At 67.5% G+C, this 18,290-nt stretch carries 20 protein-coding genes and 1 tRNA gene; 8 read left to right on the top strand and 13 right to left on the bottom strand.

Going from position 1 to position 18,290, the window contains the following annotated elements; translation table 11 throughout:
* Nucleotides 1-22 precede the first annotated feature (22 nt).
* Nucleotides 23-1,447, bottom strand: a complete 1,425-nt coding sequence (locus AB4059_RS14980; protein WP_498979975.1) for a hypothetical protein — start codon at nucleotides 1,445-1,447, stop codon at nucleotides 23-25.
* A gap of 90 nt (nucleotides 1,448-1,537) precedes the next feature.
* Between AB4059_RS14980 and AB4059_RS14975 the strand changes: the two genes are divergently transcribed.
* On the top strand, nucleotides 1,538-1,933 hold the full coding sequence (locus AB4059_RS14975) for a helix-turn-helix domain-containing protein (protein ID WP_498979973.1): 396 nt from the start codon (nucleotides 1,538-1,540) through the stop codon (nucleotides 1,931-1,933).
* A gap of 13 nt (nucleotides 1,934-1,946) precedes the next feature.
* Here the strand turns inward: AB4059_RS14975 and AB4059_RS14970 are convergent, their stop codons facing one another.
* The 5 genes from AB4059_RS14970 to AB4059_RS14950 form a co-directional block, all read right to left on the bottom strand.
* Nucleotides 1,947-2,864 carry a hypothetical protein gene (locus AB4059_RS14970; RefSeq protein ID WP_498979972.1) on the bottom strand — a complete coding sequence of 306 codons (918 nt, stop codon included), beginning with the start codon at nucleotides 2,862-2,864 and terminating at the stop codon, nucleotides 1,947-1,949.
* 73 nt (nucleotides 2,865-2,937) lie between these two features.
* Nucleotides 2,938-3,843 (bottom strand): NAD(+) diphosphatase, encoded by a 906-nt coding sequence (gene nudC / locus AB4059_RS14965; protein WP_498979970.1) that lies wholly within the window; start codon nucleotides 3,841-3,843, stop codon nucleotides 2,938-2,940.
* A complete protein-coding gene (gene erpA / locus AB4059_RS14960; protein WP_498979969.1) occupies nucleotides 3,840-4,205 on the bottom strand; it encodes an iron-sulfur cluster insertion protein ErpA in 366 nt (121 codons plus the stop codon). Before erpA ends, nudC begins: the two co-directional genes overlap by 4 nt.
* Nucleotides 4,206-4,283: 78 nt before the next feature.
* Nucleotides 4,284-4,703 carry a bactofilin family protein gene (locus tag AB4059_RS14955; protein WP_498979967.1) on the bottom strand — a complete coding sequence of 140 codons (420 nt, stop codon included), beginning with the start codon at nucleotides 4,701-4,703 and terminating at the stop codon, nucleotides 4,284-4,286.
* A 4-nt stretch (nucleotides 4,704-4,707) separates the two neighbouring features.
* A complete protein-coding gene (locus tag AB4059_RS14950; RefSeq protein ID WP_498979966.1) occupies nucleotides 4,708-5,442 on the bottom strand; it encodes a DUF6776 family protein in 735 nt (244 codons plus the stop codon).
* A 93-nt stretch (nucleotides 5,443-5,535) separates the two neighbouring features.
* Between AB4059_RS14950 and AB4059_RS14945 the strand changes: the two genes are divergently transcribed.
* The 3 genes from AB4059_RS14945 to AB4059_RS14935 all read left to right on the top strand — a co-directional run bounded on the left by AB4059_RS14945 (nucleotide 5,536) and on the right by AB4059_RS14935 (nucleotide 10,860).
* Complete coding sequence (locus AB4059_RS14945; protein WP_498979964.1) at nucleotides 5,536-6,141, top strand: DUF4126 domain-containing protein; 606 nt, start codon at nucleotides 5,536-5,538, stop codon at nucleotides 6,139-6,141.
* Between the two features lie 106 nt (nucleotides 6,142-6,247).
* Nucleotides 6,248-8,422, top strand: a complete 2,175-nt coding sequence (locus AB4059_RS14940) for an EAL domain-containing protein (protein ID WP_498979962.1) — start codon at nucleotides 6,248-6,250, stop codon at nucleotides 8,420-8,422.
* Nucleotides 8,422-10,860, top strand: a complete 2,439-nt coding sequence (locus AB4059_RS14935) for an ATP-binding protein (RefSeq protein WP_498979960.1) — start codon at nucleotides 8,422-8,424, stop codon at nucleotides 10,858-10,860. The genes AB4059_RS14940 and AB4059_RS14935 overlap by 1 nt, the downstream gene beginning before the upstream one ends.
* 3 nt (nucleotides 10,861-10,863) lie before the next feature.
* Here the strand turns inward: AB4059_RS14935 and bfr are convergent, their stop codons facing one another.
* From bfr to AB4059_RS14920, 3 genes are all read right to left on the bottom strand, one after another.
* Nucleotides 10,864-11,334, bottom strand: a complete 471-nt coding sequence (bfr, locus tag AB4059_RS14930) for a bacterioferritin (RefSeq protein WP_498962646.1) — start codon at nucleotides 11,332-11,334, stop codon at nucleotides 10,864-10,866.
* Nucleotides 11,335-11,462: 128 nt separating this feature from the next.
* The gene (locus tag AB4059_RS14925; protein ID WP_498979958.1) at nucleotides 11,463-11,669 is read right to left on the bottom strand and encodes a (2Fe-2S)-binding protein; all 207 of its coding nucleotides are present in this window, start codon (nucleotides 11,667-11,669) and stop codon (nucleotides 11,463-11,465) included.
* Between the two features lie 59 nt (nucleotides 11,670-11,728).
* Entirely contained in the window at nucleotides 11,729-12,334 is a 606-nt protein-coding gene (locus AB4059_RS14920) for an RNA pyrophosphohydrolase (RefSeq protein WP_498979957.1), read from the bottom strand.
* 131 nt (nucleotides 12,335-12,465) lie between these two features.
* Between AB4059_RS14920 and AB4059_RS14915 the strand changes: the two genes are divergently transcribed.
* Together AB4059_RS14915 and queD are read left to right on the top strand one after the other, a co-directional pair.
* Nucleotides 12,466-12,542 (top strand) — tRNA-Met (locus AB4059_RS14915).
* A gap of 114 nt (nucleotides 12,543-12,656) precedes the next feature.
* A complete protein-coding gene (queD, locus tag AB4059_RS14910) occupies nucleotides 12,657-13,013 on the top strand; it encodes a 6-carboxytetrahydropterin synthase QueD (RefSeq protein WP_498979955.1) in 357 nt (118 codons plus the stop codon).
* Between the two features lie 7 nt (nucleotides 13,014-13,020).
* On the opposite strand, the gene AB4059_RS14905 is transcribed toward queD, so the two are convergent.
* Complete coding sequence (locus tag AB4059_RS14905; protein WP_498979953.1) at nucleotides 13,021-13,620, bottom strand: RES family NAD+ phosphorylase; 600 nt, start codon at nucleotides 13,618-13,620, stop codon at nucleotides 13,021-13,023.
* 73 nt (nucleotides 13,621-13,693) lie between these two features.
* Here AB4059_RS14905 and AB4059_RS14900 point away from each other — a divergent pair, with 73 nt between their 5' ends.
* Complete coding sequence (locus AB4059_RS14900; protein WP_498979952.1) at nucleotides 13,694-14,707, top strand: magnesium transporter CorA family protein; 1,014 nt, start codon at nucleotides 13,694-13,696, stop codon at nucleotides 14,705-14,707.
* Between the two features lie 38 nt (nucleotides 14,708-14,745).
* Here AB4059_RS14900 and AB4059_RS14895 read toward each other — a convergent pair whose 3' ends face one another.
* Together AB4059_RS14895 and AB4059_RS14890 are read right to left on the bottom strand one after the other, a co-directional pair.
* On the bottom strand, nucleotides 14,746-15,042 hold the full coding sequence (locus AB4059_RS14895; protein WP_498979951.1) for a KGG domain-containing protein: 297 nt from the start codon (nucleotides 15,040-15,042) through the stop codon (nucleotides 14,746-14,748).
* A gap of 104 nt (nucleotides 15,043-15,146) precedes the next feature.
* On the bottom strand, nucleotides 15,147-15,761 hold the full coding sequence (locus AB4059_RS14890; protein WP_498979950.1) for a DUF4142 domain-containing protein: 615 nt from the start codon (nucleotides 15,759-15,761) through the stop codon (nucleotides 15,147-15,149).
* A gap of 165 nt (nucleotides 15,762-15,926) precedes the next feature.
* Here AB4059_RS14890 and AB4059_RS14885 point away from each other — a divergent pair, with 165 nt between their 5' ends.
* Entirely contained in the window at nucleotides 15,927-17,312 is a 1,386-nt protein-coding gene (locus AB4059_RS14885) for a sigma-54-dependent transcriptional regulator (protein ID WP_498979949.1), read from the top strand.
* A gap of 22 nt (nucleotides 17,313-17,334) precedes the next feature.
* On the opposite strand, the gene AB4059_RS14880 is transcribed toward AB4059_RS14885, so the two are convergent.
* Entirely contained in the window at nucleotides 17,335-18,261 is a 927-nt protein-coding gene (locus AB4059_RS14880) for a BON domain-containing protein (RefSeq protein ID WP_498979948.1), read from the bottom strand.
* Nucleotides 18,262-18,290: the final 29 nt, after the last annotated feature.

The raw sequence follows: 18,290 nt of genomic DNA, 5'->3' as shown, positions 1-18,290 counted from the left end.
GCCGACGGGGATGGCGCGGAGCCTAGCAGAGCGCCTCGACCTGCGCGCTGGCCGGCGCCCGTGCGGGGACGGCATGCGCGTGCGCGGGCCCGGCGGCGTCGTTCGCATGGACGACGAACAACAGCTCGCTCGCGCGGCCCTGCGCATCGAGCGCACGGATGCAGACGCGGCGCGGCGCCGCTTGCCAGGGCAGGCGCAAACGGACGGTGCGAACGCCCGCGTGCGCGTCGCGCAGGGCATGCCATGCGCCCTGGAAGACGACACCGTCGTACGTGGGATCGACGGCCCAATCCACCGGCGGATCACCGCGCGCCTCGCCCAGTTGCACCACGAGCCATTCGACGTCGGGCGTGCCGCGCGAGCGTTCGCGATCCACCCACGCCTGGGCCAATCCACCGACGGCGGTGAAGCCCCGCGGATCGACCCGCAGCGAGGCCCCGCGTTCGCCGCGCGGATGGCAGCCGATGGCGAGCACGTCGATGCGTGCATCGCAGCGCATGGCGATGTGTTGCGACAGGGTGGGTGCGAAATGCCAGCCCAGCACGAGGACGCGCGGATACAGGCCATGTTCGCGGCGGGTGATCGCGCGGCTCAATGTGGATTGCCCGGTGCGGCGATCGGGGGCGTCCACCCACACCAGCGTGCGTTCGCCGTCGCGCACGAGTTCGCCGAGCAGGACGTCGCCGCCTGCGCGACGGCGGCCCGCCGGCGTCGTGCACACCGCCGGCAGCGGGAGTGCTTTCGCACCGAAGGCCAGGAGCGCTGCGCGCATCGCCTTGACCGGTTGCGCCGCGGCGTGCCGGCGCGTCCATTCGGCGGGCGTGGCGCCGACTTCCTCGACGCGGAAGGTCGTGTCGCCACGCAGCAACAGCGTGCGGCGCAACGCGGCGCAGCCGGCGGCATCGCGCGTGCAGGCGACCCATGCCGTGTGCGCAGGCGCGAGATCGGCCAGGCGCGATGCGTCGTCGGCGAGCAGGAGCGCGGTCGCGTCGCGCACCGTTGCGTTGCGGCTGGATTCGGGCCAACCGAAGGCATCGAGCACGAGTTGCACGGGCGCGTTCTCGTTCGGCGGAAGATCGAGGGACAACGCCGCCCGCGGCGCGAGCGTGCGCAACAATGCGAAACACGGCGTCCATCGCGTCAGGCGCGCGACGAGCGTGTCTTCGTCGCCTGCAGGATGCAGGTCGAGCACGATGCGTCCCGGCGGCGCACCGATGCCCTGGCGGTGTTCGGCGATCAACGCGGCGACGCACAATGCCGGCGCACCGCACAGCACGCGGCGCACCGGCGCGCGATGCTGTTGCACGGGATCGTCGGGTGCGTGCACGCGTTCGACGGGAACCGCGCGTTCGCGATTCCGTCCGGTGGAAGATTCCATCAGTCGTTGTGCTTGCCGGCGCCCGTGTGCGACCAGGCGCGGCAGCCGTTCCAGAAGCGAGGTGGCCATCGCGAATTACCTGCCATGAACCCGATTGGTTCAATGAGGATAACGCGATAATTGCAAGGCGTTCGCGCGCCAGCGCCTAACGTCGGCGCCATGAAACGCGAACAGGCCCTGTTCGGCGAGCGCCTACGAAGTGCCTTGAAAGCCGCTGGTTATCGGCAGAGCGCGTCGGAGATCGCTTACCTCATTGTCCGGCATGGCGGTGATCCCACCACGCCGCAAGCGGTTTCGCGTTGGTTGAACGGAAAGAGCATCCCGCGCCAGCGCAATCTCATCGTGTTGGCGCACCTGCTCCGCATCGAACCTACCGCGTTGCAGTACGGAACCGAGGCGACTTCCCGCGTTCGCGAGACGCGCGTCGAATTTCGCATTCCGGCGATGGATCAACATGCGATCGACGCGTTCATCGCGTTGCCGCCGAAGGCGCGCAAGGTCGTGCGGGAATTGATCGAGACGCTGCGCGAGAACGAGCAGAAGCGGAAGCGCTGAGCGCTTTGGCGAATCAGGCCACCCAGCCGCCGATCACGAACAAGGCCAGCACCGCCAGCCACAACAGCAGGATGCGCCACACCAGGCTCATCGCATCGCGCAATTCGGGCAGGCCCGGCACGCCGCGCGCAACGGCCACGCCGCCGTCGGCGACGTAGTCGGTCGTATCGATGTCGTCCAGCGCTTCGTCCGCCAATTCGCTGCGCACGCTGGCGCGCGCGGCGGCGGCGAGGAAACGCGTATCGCCCGAGTAGCCGGCGCCGCCCGCGGTCTTCCAGGCTTGGAACACGCTGTCGAAATTGCCGACCAAGGCCAGCGACAGCGTCATCAGTTGCGCGACGGGCCAATCCAGGAAGGCGAGCAGTGTGCGCGCGGCCTGCGACGCCCCTTCGGGCAGGCGCCTGCGCGCTTCGCCCTGCGCGCACAACGACACCAGGCGATACAGCAGCGCGCCGAACGCACCGACGAGCAGGAACCAGAACAACACGCCGAACCAGCGCCACAGCGCACAGCGGAACACCGCTTCGACCAGCGAACCGCCGTCGAGCACCGGATCCACCTGGTCGGGGAACAGGCGCGCGGCCGCATCGCGGCGTGCGACCGGATCGGCGGCGTTGACCACCGCTTCGACATCGTGGTCCAGGTCGCGCGGCCCCCACGCGTAGAACAGCGCGACCAGGGCGAAGACGAACGCCGGGAAACCGTAGAAGTCCCCGCGCAGGGCGATCTGCAACAAGGCGATCAGCAACAGCGGCGGGCCGATCGCGAACAGCAACCCGCCCGCGCCGCGCCACGATGCGTTGTCGCCCAATTGCGCGGCGAGCCATTCGAGCCAGCGGATGAACCAGTCGTAGCGGCGCAACGCCACCAACGCCGGCATCGAGTGACCGACGATCAGCGCGATGACGACGGCGATCAACGTAATGGACATCGGCGACCTCGGGCGAGCGGATCCGCGACATCGGACCCGTCAGCGGCATGATACGGAATCATCCCATGCGCATTCAGCGCGTGACGGATGCCAACCACGACTGGATCAACCAACGTGCGATGGAAATCGGCGCGGACAACGCGATGCCGCCTTCCTCTTCCTCGGGTCCCACGGCCCAGTCGCGCGCCAAACCCGCTTCGATCGTGTCGGCATCGAACCAGCGCGCGTCGTCGAGCTCTTCCCCCACCACGGGGACGTCCGGGCCCGCTTCGGCCAGGAAACCGAGCATCAGCGAACCGGGAAACGGCCAGGGTTGCGATGCGAGGTAGCGACACGAGCGCACGCGCACGCCGGTTTCCTCGAGCACTTCGCGGGCGACGGTTTGCTCGAGCGATTCGCCGGGTTCGACGAAACCGGCGATCACCGACCAGCGCCGCGGCGGCCAGTTGCGCTGGCGCCCGAGCAGCAGGCGCTTGCCGTCGGTGACCGCGGCGATGATCGCCTGGTCGGTGCGCGGGTAATGTTCGGTGCCGCACCGCGTGCACTGGCCGAGCCAGCCGGCGCGCACGAATCCCAGTTCGCCGCCGCACACGCCGCAGAACCGGTGGCGCGCGTGCCAATGCAGCATCGCGCGCGCCTGCGCGAAGACGGTGGCGTCGAAGACCGGCCATTGGCTGGCGGCGGTGCGCAACTCGATGCGCCCGGGTGCGTCGAAGCCCACGACCTTCGCCGACTGGGCGAACCACGCTTGCCCGTCGCGCAGGCCGAGGAAAATCGCGGTGCCCGGCCCGCCGCCGAGCGTCCAGCCTTCGGGCGCGAGCAAGGCATCGTCCCTGTCGGCGAATGCGCGGCCGTCCTCTTCCAGCACGACGATGCGTGCCTGCGGCCAGAGCGTGGCGAGGGTTTCGGCGTCGTCGCGAAGGTGGTCGGCGCGATCCAGCGCGCCGTCGACGAACGCGAAAGGCGACGCGTGCGTCACACCGTGAAGCTGCTGCCGCAGCCGCACGTGGTCTTCGCGTTGGGATTGCGGATGACGAACTGCGCGCCCTGCAGGCTCTCGCTGTAATCCACTTCCGCACCCATCAGGTATTGCAGGCTGAGCGGATCGACGAGCAGCGTCACGCCGTCGGTTTCCACCGCCACGTCGTCTTCGCCGCGCGATTCGTCGAACTCGAACCCGTACTGGAAGCCCGAACACCCGCCGCCCTGGATGTAAACGCGCAGCTTGAGCTCGGCATTGCCTTCCTCGGCGATGAGTTCGCGGACCTTGGCGGCCGCGGCCGGCGAGAACTGGACGGGGGCGTCCAGCTGCTGCCAGGTGGGGAAATCGATCAGTTCCATGCGCGACAAGATGCGGGCCTCAGGCGCCGCAATCAAGCGGCGCGCGCGGAAACGCTGCGAAATGGCGAATCGACGGCCTCAGGCGACGGCGGCGAGCGCCGGAAGCTCGGGAACGGCGGCCGTGGTGGTGTCGGCATGGACGAGCAGCCCGGTCAGCTGGGCGCCGGCGTGCATTTCGACCACGCGGTAGTGCACGTTGCCCTGCACGCGGGCCTTGGCGGCCAGTTCGATGCGCTCGGAGGCATGGACGTCGCCTTCCATGCGGCCGTCGATCATCACGACCGGTGCGCGCACCTCGCCCTGGATGCAGCCGTGTTCGGACAGCATCAGCACGGCCTGCGCGCCCTCGGTGGCGGTGACGCGGCCGATGATGCGGCCTTCGACATAGAGCCCGCCGCTGAATTCGATATCCCCGCGGACCACGACCTGCGGGCCGATGAGCGTGTCGACGGCCTGGCCGTCGCGCGCGGAGGGTTTGGCTTGCGAACTCTTGAACATCCCGTTACTCCCCAGGAGACGACATCGTTGTCCACGCGAGCGCCGTGTCGACGTTCGCGCCCTTGCCGCGCAGCGCCACCTTGACGCGCTGCGGCGTGAAACCGGCAGGCAACACGATGCTGCCCCCAAGCCGCTGGAAATAGCGGAATTCGTATTGTTGCCCCGCAGCCGCCGGCTTTTGTTGCATCTCGTCCCACTTCACCGTCGTCAGGCGTCCGTCCCTCACGCCCTCGACGTCGAACTTCATTTCGCCCTGGCTTACCGCGCCGCGATTGAGGCTCTGCGTGAGCACCACCTGGTAGCGCCAACTGCCGCCGGCCTCGCGTTCGAATTCGGCCGAATGCACCGACAGGCCCTTGCGCTCGCCGCCGCTGCCCACGAAGCGTTCATAGAACGCCACGTCGGCGCGCAGGCTCGCGATCTGCTCGTCCTTGTCGGCCAGCATCGCCTGCACGTCGCGGTTGGCGTCGCGGGTGATCTGGTCCGAGCGCGTCAGGGTGCTGACGCGTTGTTCCAGCTCGGAGACCTGTGCCTGGGTCGCCTTGAGCTGGTGCTGGCTTTCGGCGATCCGGGCCTCGGGCGACCCGACCGCGGGCTTGCCCAGCCACCACGCCAGCCCACCCCCGACCAGCAGCCCCAGCACCAGCGCCGCCACGAGCCAGCCCCAGGCCGGCAGGCGGCCGCGGCCTTCACGCGGGACGATCTCGAATTGGGGGCGGGGCCTGGGTGTCGGCTCCATCGGGCGTGCTCCACGGGACGACACGGGGACCGTGCCTATACTCGGGGCGGCGAGTGTACGGCCTTTGCCCGCCGGCCGATGGAGGAAGCTGCCATGTCCGAAGCGCATCTTTTCGCGATCGGGATTCTGCTGGCGTGGCTTGCGGGAATCCGCGTGTACCTGACGGTGTTCGGCATCGGCCTGGCCGGCGCGATGGGCTGGCTCGACCTCCCCACGGCCCTGGAGCCGACGACCTCGCCGTGGGTGCTCGGCACCTCGGGCCTGCTGGCGGCGGTGGAGTTCTTCGCAGACAAGATCCCGGGGGTCGACTCGGGCTGGGACCTGTTGCACACGGTGCTGCGCGTGCCGGTCGGTGCATTCCTCGCAGCGGCGACGCTCTCGCCCGACGGCCACCTGGGCGCCGGCATGCTGGCCACCGGGGCGGGCGTGGCCCTGACGAGCCATGTGCTGAAGGCCGGCAGCCGCGCGTTGCTGAACACTTCCCCCGAACCGGTGAGCAACTGGACCGCGTCGGTGACCGAGGACGCGGCCGTGGTCGGCGGGCTGGCGCTGGCCTTCGCGCATCCCTGGATCGCATTGGCGATCGTCATCGCGATCAGCGTGCTGATGGCCACCGCCGTCTGGTGGGTGTGGAAGCGCGTGCGGCGCGCGCTTTTCGGGCCCCGCACGGTGTCGGCAGCCCCGAATATGCCGCATTGAGAATCGCGTCACGTCTTGCAAGCGGCTGGCCGAAGGCGTATCCAGTTTTCGTGCTCTTCCCTTGATGGGGAGCAAGGGATAATGGCGGCACACGCCGGGGGAGCCGATGCCCGCCACCAAAAAACGCCAACAGGCGTCGTCTGATCCGCTGTCGCAGTTGCGCGACGGTGTCGATGGCCTTGCGCAGCATTTGCGCAGCCGCCGCGCGATGGGCTGGGATCCCGGCTCGTTCGAACAGATCGCGCACGAAATCGACCGTCTCCACGGGCAGGCCGTGCGCCTGGACCCGCGCTGGGCCGGCATGCTCGCGCAGTTGCATTCGCAGATGTCGGCCGCGCGCGTCGCGCAGCACATGCCGGATGCCGCGTCGACCGCGCAGCTGATCTCGGTCGCCGAAAACCTGATGCTGCAGTTGCCGTCGGCCGCGCAGGTGGCCGAAGACGAGACCGCCGCGCGCGCGGAAACGCCGCCGCAGGCCTATTGGCGCCGCTGGAGCGAAGACGCGCCGCCCGCCGACGCCGCCGAAGACGCGCCATCCGGCGAATCGGCGGAGTCCTCCGCTTCGTCTTCGACCACCGAACCGGATTCGAGCTCGGCCCCCGACGACGTCGCCCTGCCCCCGCTGGGCACGGGCGAAGAACCGCCGTATCGCGTGCTGATCGTCGAGGACGACCGCGCGCAGGCCATGTTCGCCGAGGGCGTGTTGAACGGCGCGGGCATCGAAGCGGTCGTCGCCGCCGAATCGCGCGACGTGCTCGACACGATGCAGCGCATCAAGCCCGACCTGGTGCTGATGGACCTGCACATGCCCGGCATGTCGGGCACCGAGTTGACGACGATGATCCGCGCGCACGAATCGTTCCTGCACACGCCGATCGTCTTCCTCACCGGCGATCCGGATCCGGAGAAGCAATACGAAGTGCTCGAAGTCGGCGCCGACGATTTCCTGCAGAAGCCCATTCGCCCGCGCCATCTCATCGCCGCCATCGAAAGCCGCGTCAAGCGCGCGCGCATCCTCGGCAAGCAGCGCATGACCGAAGCCAGCCGCCACCCGGCGACCGGCCTGATGGCGCGTCCGGTGCTGTTGCAGCAATTGAGCACCGCCTTGCCTGCGAGCGCCGGCGGCATCTACTTCCTCGAGATCGAAGGCACCTCCACGCTGCGCGAACGCTTCGGCTACGCCGCGCTGGAACGCCTGATGACCGAAGCCGGCCGGCGCCTGGGCGCGCTTGCCGGCGTGCACCCGGCCACGCGTTTGAACGATCACTCCTTCCTGGTCTACACGCCGAACCTGGAAGACCTCGCGCTGGATCGCCAGGCGCGCGTGTGGCGCGACGGCTTGTCGCAGAAGCCCTTCGACGTCGACGGGCACACGATCAAGTTGCGGGTCACCGTCGGTTACACCGCGCTGCGCCACGGCTTCGCCGATGCAGGCGGCGCGCTGGAAGCGGCCGAACAGGCCTCGCGCCACGCGCGTTCGCAGGCGCTGGGCATCTTCGCGTTCGAACCGCCGGACCACGGGCAGACGAGCGACCTGTCCGATTACCTGCGCGATGCGCTCGCGGACGATCGTTTCGAATTGATCTACCAGCCGATCGTCGCCGTCGCCGGCGGCGACGAAGCGCAATACCAGACGCTGCTGCGCATGCAGGCCTCCGACGGCACGATGCACAACGCCGCCGAGATCGTGCCCGCCGCCGAACAAGCCGGCATGATCCACGACATCGATCGCTGGGTGCTCGAACGCGCACTGGACGTATTGCAGCAGCGCCGTGCGCAGAGCCGGCCGGTGCGGCTGTTCGTACCGCAGTCCTCGCGCACGCTCGCACGCGATGCGTATGCCGAATGGCTCGCCTCGGCGATCGCCGTGCGCGGGCTGGAAGGCCCGTCGCTGGTCATCGACATCCGCCTGGCCGATGCGCTGATCCACGCGGTCACGCTAAAAACCTTCTGCGACCAACTCGTACCGGTGGGCGTGCAGTTCTGCCTGAGCCAGTACGAGCATTCGCCGGATGCCGATTCGCTGCTCTCGCAGTTGCCGCTCGGGTACATACGCCTGTCCGCGCGGTACGCGCATGCCGATGGCGGCGCGTTGCGCGACGCGATGCGCACGTCCATCGATCGCGCGCACCGCCAGGGTTTGCAAGTGATCGGCCATAGCGTCGAGGATCCGCAAGCCGCGGCGACGCTGTGGATGAGCGGCATCGACTTCATCCAGGGCAACCTCGTGCAACAGGCGGCGAGCGAGCTCGACTTCGACTTCAAGAACGCGGTGCTCTGATGCCCGAACGCCAGGCCACGAGCCGCTGGCTCACGATGCGGTGGCTGGCGCTCGGCGCCGCCGCCGGTGCTGCGGTTTCCCTTGCGCTGGAAGCCGGCGGGATCGAGGGTCCCTGGCAATTCGCCGCGCTGCTCTTCGTGCTGACGGCGCTCATCGCGCTGATGGCCGTGGTGTACGTGCTCCATCGACGCGACCAGCAAATGGCGGCGATGGAAGACAAGGCCGAGCGTGGCCAGTTCCAGGTCGACCAGTTGCAGCGCGAGATCCAGCGCCACCACGAACTCGAACAGCAATTGACCAAGGCCAAGCAGGCGGCCGAATCCGCGGTGCTGGCCAAGGGCGAATTCCTCGCCACGATGAGCCACGAGATCCGCACGCCGCTCAACGGCATCGTGCCGATGCTCGACCTGCTGCTGCACGCGCGCCTGCTGCCCGACCAACACGAGCTGGTGCGCACCGCGTACACCTCGTCGCAGCAGTTGCTGCGCATCGTCGACGACATCCTGGACTACTCCAAGCTCGAGGCGAACAAACTCGAGCTGGAAACCACGACCTTCAACCTGCGCGACCTGCTCGAAGCGGTCATGCAATTGATGGAGCGCCCCGCCGAATCCAAGGGCCTGCGCCTGCACCTGCACCTGGATCCGGGCGTGCGCCTGCCCGTGCGCGGCGATCCGGTGCGTTTGCGCCAGGTGCTGACGAACCTGATCAGCAACGCGGTGAAGTTCACCGAGCGCGGGTCGATCTCGATCAGCGTGCGCCGTGTCGGCGAAACCACCGCCCAGCATCAGTTGCGCTTCGAAGTGCGCGACACCGGCATCGGCATCGCGTCGGATGCGCAGTCGCGCCTGTTCCATGCGTTCACGCAGGCCGATGCATCGACCACGCGTTTGTACGGCGGCACGGGCCTGGGCCTGGCGATCTGCCATCGCATCGTGGACCTGATGGGCGGCCGCATCGGCGTGCAGTCCGAACCCGGCCACGGCGCGACCTTCCATTTCGAGATTCCGCTGCTGAAGGTGCTCGGCGACATGCCGACCCGCGAAGCCGACCTCAGCGGCCAGCGTTTGTTGCTGCTCACATCCGATGCGCGCCTGCGCACGCGCCTGAGCATGTTGGTGCCGAACTGGGGCTTGCGCGTCACCGCGGTCGAAACGACACAGGAAGCGCTCGATCGCCTGCGTGCGGCCGCGACGCAGGGGCCGCCGTGGACCTACGGCGTGGTGCTCGCCGACCTGGCGAGCATGCGCAACACGGCGATCGCCTTGCATCGCAACGTGGGCCGCCATGCGAGCTTCGGCGACGTGCGCCTGGTGTACCTGTATGCCGACGAAGAAGTGCCGCAGGAATTGCACACCGGCGCGACGCTGCTGCCGCGCCAGGCGCCGGATGCCGAATTGCGCGCGGCGCTCGCGCAACGCGCCCCGCGCGGCGAAACGACGGAAGAACGCAAGGCCAGCGACAGCGACAAACCCGCGCGGCATTGGCAGGCGCGCGTGCTGCTCGTCGAGGACAACCCGGTCAACCTGCTCGTCGCGCAACGCCTGCTGAGCGTGCTCGGACTCGAGTGCGACACGGCCACCAACGGCGAAGCGGCGCTGATGCGCATGCGCGACGGCAACTACGACCTGGTGCTGATGGATTGCCAGATGCCGGTGCTCGATGGCTACAGCGCCGCGCAGAAGTGGCGCGAGATCGAAGCGGCCGATCCGACCGGCCCGCACCTGCCGATCGTCGCGATGACGGCCAACGCGATGGCCGGCGACCGGCAGCGCTGCCTCGACGCGGGCATGGACGATTACCTGGCCAAGCCGGTGACGCGCGGCCAACTCGAACATTGCCTGCGTCGCTGGCTGCAGGAAGCGCCGCGTGCGCGTGCGCCGTCGGCGGCTGCGTTCGCCGACGCGAATGCCGGCAATGCGATGCCTGTGCCGAAAGCCGCGCCGGCCGCGTCGCCGACGCAGCGCGCCCCTTCCTTCGCGATGCCGACCGTGGAGACCACCGACATGCCCGTGCCGCCGTCGCAGCCGCCTGCCGCGCCGCCCGAAGTGCCGCCGTCGGAAATGGTCTCCGCGCCGGTGGATCCGATCATCGACGACGGCGCGCTCGACGAGCTCTACGCCGTCATCGGCGCGGACGCCTCGCGCATCGTGCAAGTGTTTCTGGAAGACGCGCCGCATCTGCTCGCGCAGCTGGAACGCGCGGCGCTCGCGCCCGACTTCAACGCACTGCGCGAAGCGGCGCATTCCCTGAAGTCTTCGAGCGCGAACCTGGGCGCGATGGCGCTGTCCGCCGCAGCCAAGCGCATCGAGCTCGGCGCGCGGATGGAAACGCTGGATCGGCCCGCGGTCGCGGTGACGATGCTGACGGACGAATTCGAACGGGCGCGTGCGGCGTTGCAGCTGCGGCTGCGGAAACGCCGCACGGCGGAAGCCTGACGCTTACTCTTCGATCTTCGTGAGCAGGTAGTTCGCTTCGCCCAGGCGATCGATCAGCGCCAGCTGCGTTTCGATCCAGTCGATGTGCTCTTCCTCCGAATCGAGGATGTCGGTGAACAAGCGACGGCTCACCGAGTCGCGGATGCTTTCGCAATACGCGATCGCATCGCGCAGGGTCGGCAGGGCTTCGAGTTCGAGCGCCAGATCGGCCTGCAGCACTTCACGCGGATTCTCGCCGATGCGCAGCTTGCCCAGCGCCTGGAAGTTCGGCAGGCCCTCGAGGAACAGGATGCGCTCGGCCAGGCGATCGGCGTGCTTCATCTCGTCGATCGATTCCTTGTACTCGTGCTCGGCCAGTTCCTTCAGGCCCCAGTTCTTCAGCATCTTGGCGTGCAGGAAATACTGGTTGATCGCGGTGAGCTCGTTGTAGAGCGCCCTGTTGAGATGTTCGATGACCTTGGGGTCGCCCTTCATGCCCGTGCTCCTTGCTTCGAATGCGCGGATGCTAACGCCATCACGCACAGGGCGACGAAACGCGATGCGTTTGCATCAACGCACGCGGGCCGCGGGAGGGTCGAACGGAGGAAAAACAACAGGCCGCCTCAGGCGGCTTGCAGCACCGGGAGTTCGGCGAAGCCCGGCTCCGCCGGCGCATGGCGGGCGAGCAGGTCGGCGGCCATGTCCATGCAGCTGCCGCAGGAGGAACCGGCGCCGGTGCGCATGGTCAGCTCGGACACGCTCGTGACGCCGTTTTCCGCGGCTTCGCGAATCGTGCTGTCGGTGATGCCGTGGCAGATGCAGACGAACATGGGGGAGGAACCGCAGGCCGGGGAGGACGGCGCCATTTCCCCATAAATGCGAATCATTGTCAATTCGCTTCGGGTGCGGATCCCCCGCCGCGTTCACCTGCGACCACCCGACGGCGCGGCCGCTGGCGGCCGTGGGCGCCCAGGTCCGGGCGCAGGTCCTTGCTCGGATGCGGGATCGCCGTCGGGCCGGCCACCTGCCGGGCGAACGGCGCCAGGTGCCCCAGGGCGCTGGCATAGACGCTGCGCTTGAAGTTCACCACGTGCTCGACCGGGTACCAGAAGTCCACCCAGCGCCAATGGTCGAATTCAGGCTTGTCGGTACTGTCCAGGCACAGGTGGCATTCCTCACCGGTGAACTGCAGCAGGTACCAGACTTGCTTCTGCCCGATGCAGACCAGCTTGTCGTTTCGGCGGATGGCCCGTTGCGGCAGCCGATAGCGCAGCCAACCGGGCGTGACGCCCAGGACCGCCACATGGTCCGGCAACAGGCCGGTTTCCTCGCGCAGCTCGCGATACATCGCCTCGAGCGGCGTCTCGTCGGTATTCATCCCGCCTTGCGGGAACTGCCAGCCGTCGCGGTGGACACGGCGCGCCCAGAACACCCGTCCATCCGGGTGCATGAGCACGATGCCCACGTTGGGCCGGTAACCGTCCGGATCGATCACGATGCGGACTCCTCAATGCACTGCGACCGACTCTGCCACGCCCCCGTCGCCCCCACAAGCGAACTTTGGTGAAGCATTGCGAGCATTGACGCGGCAGCCCCCTGCCGTGAATAATTCGCGGCTCTCCGCGTGGCTATGTAGCTCAGCCGGTTAGAGCACAGCACTCATAATGCTGGGGTCGGTGGTTCGAGTCCACCCATAGCCACCACACGTCGAAGGCCGGCCTTGCGCCGGCCTTTTGCGTTTTTCACCTGCGCGGCCGATACAGGCGCGCCAGGTTCGAACCGTCCGCCAAACGGCGCGGAAGATTAGAATCGCCGGCATGGACATCTTCAAATCCTTCACCCTGGAAGCCGCGCACCGGCTGCTGAACGTTCCGCCGGGCCACAAGTGCGCGCGGCTGCACGGGCATTCGTTCCGCGTGGAGCTCCACGTCTCGGGGCAGCCCGGCGCCGACACGGGCTGGGTGATGGATTTCGCCGACATCAAGACGGCATTCCGCCCGCTGTACGACCAGCTCGACCACCACTATCTCAACGACATCGAAGGTCTCGACAACCCGACCAGCGAAATGCTCGCGAAGTGGATCTGGACGCGGCTGAAGCCTGCGCTGCCGCAGTTGTCGGAAATCATCGTCAACGAAACCTGCACGTCCGGTTGCCGCTACCGCGGCGACTGAACGCGCGTCAGATCCGCAAGCGCGGATCGAGCTTGAGCGGCGTGAGTCGATCCAGATGCAACTTCGGGAAGTCGGGGTGCTGCGGATTGACGAGGATGTTGCACTCCCCTTCGCACACCGCGCTCGGCACGCGTAGCGCGAGCGAATCCTGCGCCTTCGCCCACCGGTCGCCGATCTGGCGCACGGTGTCGCGATAAGGGCGTTCCTTCCAGTCGCTCGGAAGATCCAGCTGCGCGAGCACGCTGCGCATCGGCACCGTCGCCCGCGCGAGCAGCAATTCATCGGGTGTCTCGCCTTCCACGTGCACGAGGTATTCGAGCATCGCCGCGGCCGGCGACAGCGATGCGTACACGCCCGGCGTGCGCGGCGAGGTCCAGCGTCCACCCGAATCGGCGCCCGAACCCGAGAACGGCTCGGCGGCCTTGCGCGGTTCGATCACGCGATACACATACAACTGATCGCCCGTCAGCCCCAGCTCGTGCAGCGGCATCTGCGATTGCGTCGGCGTGGCGGTCACCGGTTGCGATTGCGATGACGGATCGCTGGCAGGGAAGGAATCGGCGATCGACTTGTCCAGGGCCAGTTCTGCGGACTTGCTCGTGCTCATCGGGCTAGCGTCGTTCCGCGCCCGTTGCGCACGCGTGAATACGATTTCGACAGGCGGCTGTTACAACGCGCACATGCAAACCCTCGCGCCACCGGAGCAGGAACGTCGGCCGTCCGTGCGCGCCCTGCTGTTCGATGCGAACGGCGAGGACCGCCCCGTCGAGGATCCGCGCGAGCTCGACTTGGACAGCCTCACCGACGAGGAATTGGCCTGGATCGACATCGTTTCCGACGGCCGGGAGGCGACCGAAGCGCTGATGCGCGAGGTCGGCCTGCAACCCGATCTGATCGCCCCGCTGTTCGACGCGCACAGCGATCCGCTGGTGATGCGCAAAGGCTGGTACGCCGTGCGCGCCATCGCACCGCACTGGGTCGAAAAGGACGAAACCATCCACGGGACGCCGTGGTTGCTCGTGGTGGGGCCCAATGTCGTGTTCACCGCGCATCGCGATCCGATCCCGTTCCTCGATGCGGTCGTCGCGCAGCACGACCCGGCCTCGCACATCGGCGACCTGGATGCCGACACCTTCGCCATCGCATTGCTCGATCGCATGCTCACCGCGTATTACGCGGCACTGGATGCCTTCGAGGCGCGCGTCGACCACATGGAAGTCGCGATGCTGCACGGCCACGTCCACGATGGTTTCGCGCAGGAACTCGGCGGACTGCGGCGTGCGGTCGCGCGTTTTCGGCGCCTGCTGGGTTCGCATCGCGACCTGTTCGACGCATTGCGTCGCGCGGACTTCCGACCGGAACAGGATGCGCTTGTGCAGAAGCGCTTCCGCGCCGTCAGCGACCGCTACGAACGCGTGATGGACGCGGTGGAGAATGCGCGCGACCTGGTGGTCGGCAGTTTCGGATTGCTGGACACGCGGCTGTCGCATCGCACCAACGAAACGATGCGGCTGTTGACATTCGTGACGGTGCTGCTCGGCACGCTGGCCGTGGTGGCGGGCATTCTCGGCATGAATTTCCACGCGAGCCTGTTCGACAGCGGCACGAAGGGATTCTGGTGGGCAGTGGGCGCGATGATCGCGGTGCCGGTGGCCGCCCTGGTGCTCGCGCGCTGGCGCGGCTGGTGGAAGTAGAAACGGGGGCGGCGACGCGAGGGTCGCCGCCCGCCCCATCACAGATGACCACCCTTCGGCAGTTCATCCGACATCGCGTGCATCGGGCTCGCCGCCGGCGGTTGCTGGATGTCGCGATCGGCGTTCGCCAGGCTGGCGGCGCGCGATGCGGCGCTCCTGCTGCTGCGCGCCTGTCCGCCCTTGCGTCCGGCGGCACGCGCTTCTTCCGAATCGAACTCGTGGGCCACGCCTTGCGCGTGGGCGGCACGCCCGCCTTGCGCGGCGATGGTGCGTTGCTTCTCGGGATCCATCGATGCGAACCCACGATTGCTGGTTCCTGTTCCTCGTGTAGCCATTGACGTTCTCCTTCACGCGCCCGGGGGATGGAGCGGCTCTTCAGTGACGCACGAACCGGGCCATTCATGCGCGCGGTCCGGAAGGCGAGGTGCGTGCGGGAATTTCATTCCGCTGCGGTGGCTGCTTGCACGGCGGCCAGATGGCTCTTCAGCTTCGGCAACGCGTCGCTCGCCAGCTGGCGCACCGACTCGCTGAGCGTCCGGTCGGTGCTCGCTTGCGTGAACAACCCGATCGCCTTTTCGTGCTGATCGCGGAAGGTCGCGATCAGCTGGCCATCGAATGCTTCGCCTTGCAGGTCGGACAGCGCGTTCGGGGCCTGAACCGTGGGCGGCGTCCCGAGCGTCGGTGCGAGTGACGTGATCTCATCGCGCAAGGCGACGTGGTCGCCGTTCAACATGCGCGAAAGGTCCTTGTTTTTCGCATTGCCCTGCGACATGCCGAGTTCGGTGGTCGCGATTTCTTCTTCGTTGGCGCGCGCCGCGGCAGAGAGGAACGACAGGTCGCCCGGGTTGAGTTGCGCACTCGGCGATGTCGCGGCCCCCGGCGCGGCGGGTGCGATCGTCGATGCCGAGGCGATCGTGGATGCGGACGGCGTGCTGCGCGTTCCGGGCGAAGGGCTCGCGTCCTGGCCTTGTTTGTGCCGATCACAGCCGTTCGTCGCGAAGAGCACGACCGCCAACAACCACAGCGATTTGTGAGGGATGTGAAGACGCATCATGGTGACTCCTGCTGATTCGGGGGATGTCTTCACGACGCAATCGCCGTGCCTGCAGCCTGAATGCGCCGGAAAACATTTCCGGTTGCGGAAAAAGTAGCTCGGCCTTCACCTCGGGATCGCTTACTGCGGAGTAAACCGCAACGCGTCCCCCGCCCCGAGCCCGACATGGAACCCTCCCGGTCGTCCGACAGGACGGCGAGCGAACCCACCGCGATCCGCGCGCCGACGTTGCTCATCGTCGACGACGATGTCGGCTTCGTGCACGCCACGGCGGAGGTCGCGCGACTGGAAGGATACGAAATCACCATCGCGAGCGAACTGAACCAGGCGCTGCAGCGCATGCGCCAGCGCGACTACGATCTCGCCCTCGTCGATCTCGATCTGCCCGACGGCAACGGACTGCAGTTGCTCGACGATATCGACGCGCGACGGACGCGCGCGGTGATCGTCACCGGCCGGCCTTCGGTCGAGTCGGTGCTGCATTCGCTGCGCAGCTCGGTCGTCGACTATCTGGTCAAGCCCATCTGTCCCGAACGGTTGCGCGAACTGTTGCAAGCGGCCGCGACCGATCGCCGCATCGCGCCGCCGATCGCACCCGCACCGAACCACGGCATGGTTGGTGCATCGCGCGGTTTTCAGTCGGTGTGCCGGATGATCGAAAAGGTCGCGCCTACCGATGCGGCCGTGCTCGTGCATGGCGAAAGCGGCGTCGGCAAGGAACTGATCGCGCGGGCGATCCACGAAGCGAGCGGCTGCAGCGGCCCCTTCGTCGCGGTCAATTGCGGCGCGGTCGCCGGCGAACTGCTTGCGAGCCAGTTGTTCGGCCACGAGAAGGGCAGCTTCACCGGTGCGTTCGCGCGGCACCTGGGATTCCTGGAACAAGCCGCGCACGGCACGCTCTTCCTCGACGAGATCACCGAGATGGCGCCGGTGCTGCAGACGCACTTGTTGCGCGTACTGGACTTCGGCTGTTACCGCCGCGTGGGTGGACATACCGACCTGCCGGTGGAGGTGCGCATCGTTTCGGCGACCAATCGCAATCCGCGCGAAGCCGTCGCCAGCGGCCGCTTGCGCGAAGACCTGTACTACCGGCTGAGCGGTTTCGACATCGCGGTGCCGCCCTTGCGCGAACGCGAAGGCGATTCGGTGCGACTGGCCAATGCCTTCCTCGCCGAACTCAACGCACGCGGCGGAACGCGCCACGCGTTCTCGCCCGACACGATCGACGCCATCGCGCACGCGGCGTGGCCGGGCAACGTGCGCGAATTGCGCAACGCAGTGCAGCGCAGCTACATCCTCGCCGAGGACGGCGTGGTGCGCATGTCCCCGCAATCCTTCCCGAAACCGGCCGAAGAGTCCTCGCACACGATCACCTTCACCATCGGCACCTCCTTCGAGGAGATGGAACGGCGGATCCTGCGCAAGACGCTGCAGCATTACGGGAACAACCGCAGGCGCGCGGCCGCGGCCCTGGGCATCACCGCGCGAACGATCCGCAATCGGCTGGCGCGCGAGCGTTCGGGTACGGCGACGGAGGATGAGGAGGGCTAGTCGCCCTCCCCACCATTCACCCTCAATGACGCTTGTTTTCGTCCAGCGTCTTGCCGGTTGACTGCGACGGCTGACCCTGCGCACGCATCGCATCCTGCGATTGCACGCGCAACTGGTTGTTGATGTTCGACACGCCGCCGATGCGCTCGACGAGGTCTTCGGCCGCGTAACGCATGCGGCGTTCGTTGACCGTGCCGGTCAGCGTGACGTTGCCTTCGTTGACGTCGACCATGATCCCGCGCGCGTCGATGACATGGCTGTCGGTCAGGCGTTCGTAGATGTCGTCGCGGATGCGTTCGTCGGAACGCTTGTAGTTGGCCGGACCCATGCCGCGGAAGGATTGCGAGCGATAGCTCGAGCCGAACTCGCGCTCGCGCCCGAACTCGGTCCCACTAGATGCGCCCAGGCCCATGCCGGTGCCGACGTGGAAGGGCTCGTAATTGCGCTGGCCGGTGTCCAGATCGTCGTCCCAACCGGCGGTCTCGTAACTCGAAGCGCGTTGCTGGTCGTTGCGTTCCTCGCGGATGCGCGATTGATCGCGCTGCCCGTAATCGCGTCCGCCGAAATCGCGGTTTGTGCCGGCGGCCTGGCGTCCGAAGCCCTGCATGCCGTAACCCTGCGTGCCGTACCCCTGCCTGCCGTAACCCTGGGTGTTCTCGCCCCACTCGCGCCCGCTGCCGGCGTAACTGCCGCGCGAAGTGCCGGCGTATCCGTATTCGCTGCCGCCGTACTGGCTGCCGCCGATGCCGGATTCGAACTGCTGGTCGTCGCGTTGTTCACGGTCCTGGCGCAGCCACTGCGGCTCGGGGGTGTAGGTGTCGCGCAAACCGCGCGCGTAACGCTGGTCGTCCTGTTGCGAGCGCCCTTCCTCGTTGCGTTGGCGCTCCATGTCGCGGCCGCCGTGGCGGCCCAGGTGAAGCTGTTCACGATCTCGATCACGATGGTTCATGCAAATCTCCTGCTGGCGTTGTCCTGGAC

Source organism: Lysobacter sp. 2RAF19 (genome assembly GCF_052115395.1).
Classification (GTDB): domain Bacteria; phylum Pseudomonadota; class Gammaproteobacteria; order Xanthomonadales; family Xanthomonadaceae; genus Noviluteimonas.
This window is presented reverse-complemented; position numbering and strand designations above follow the sequence as displayed.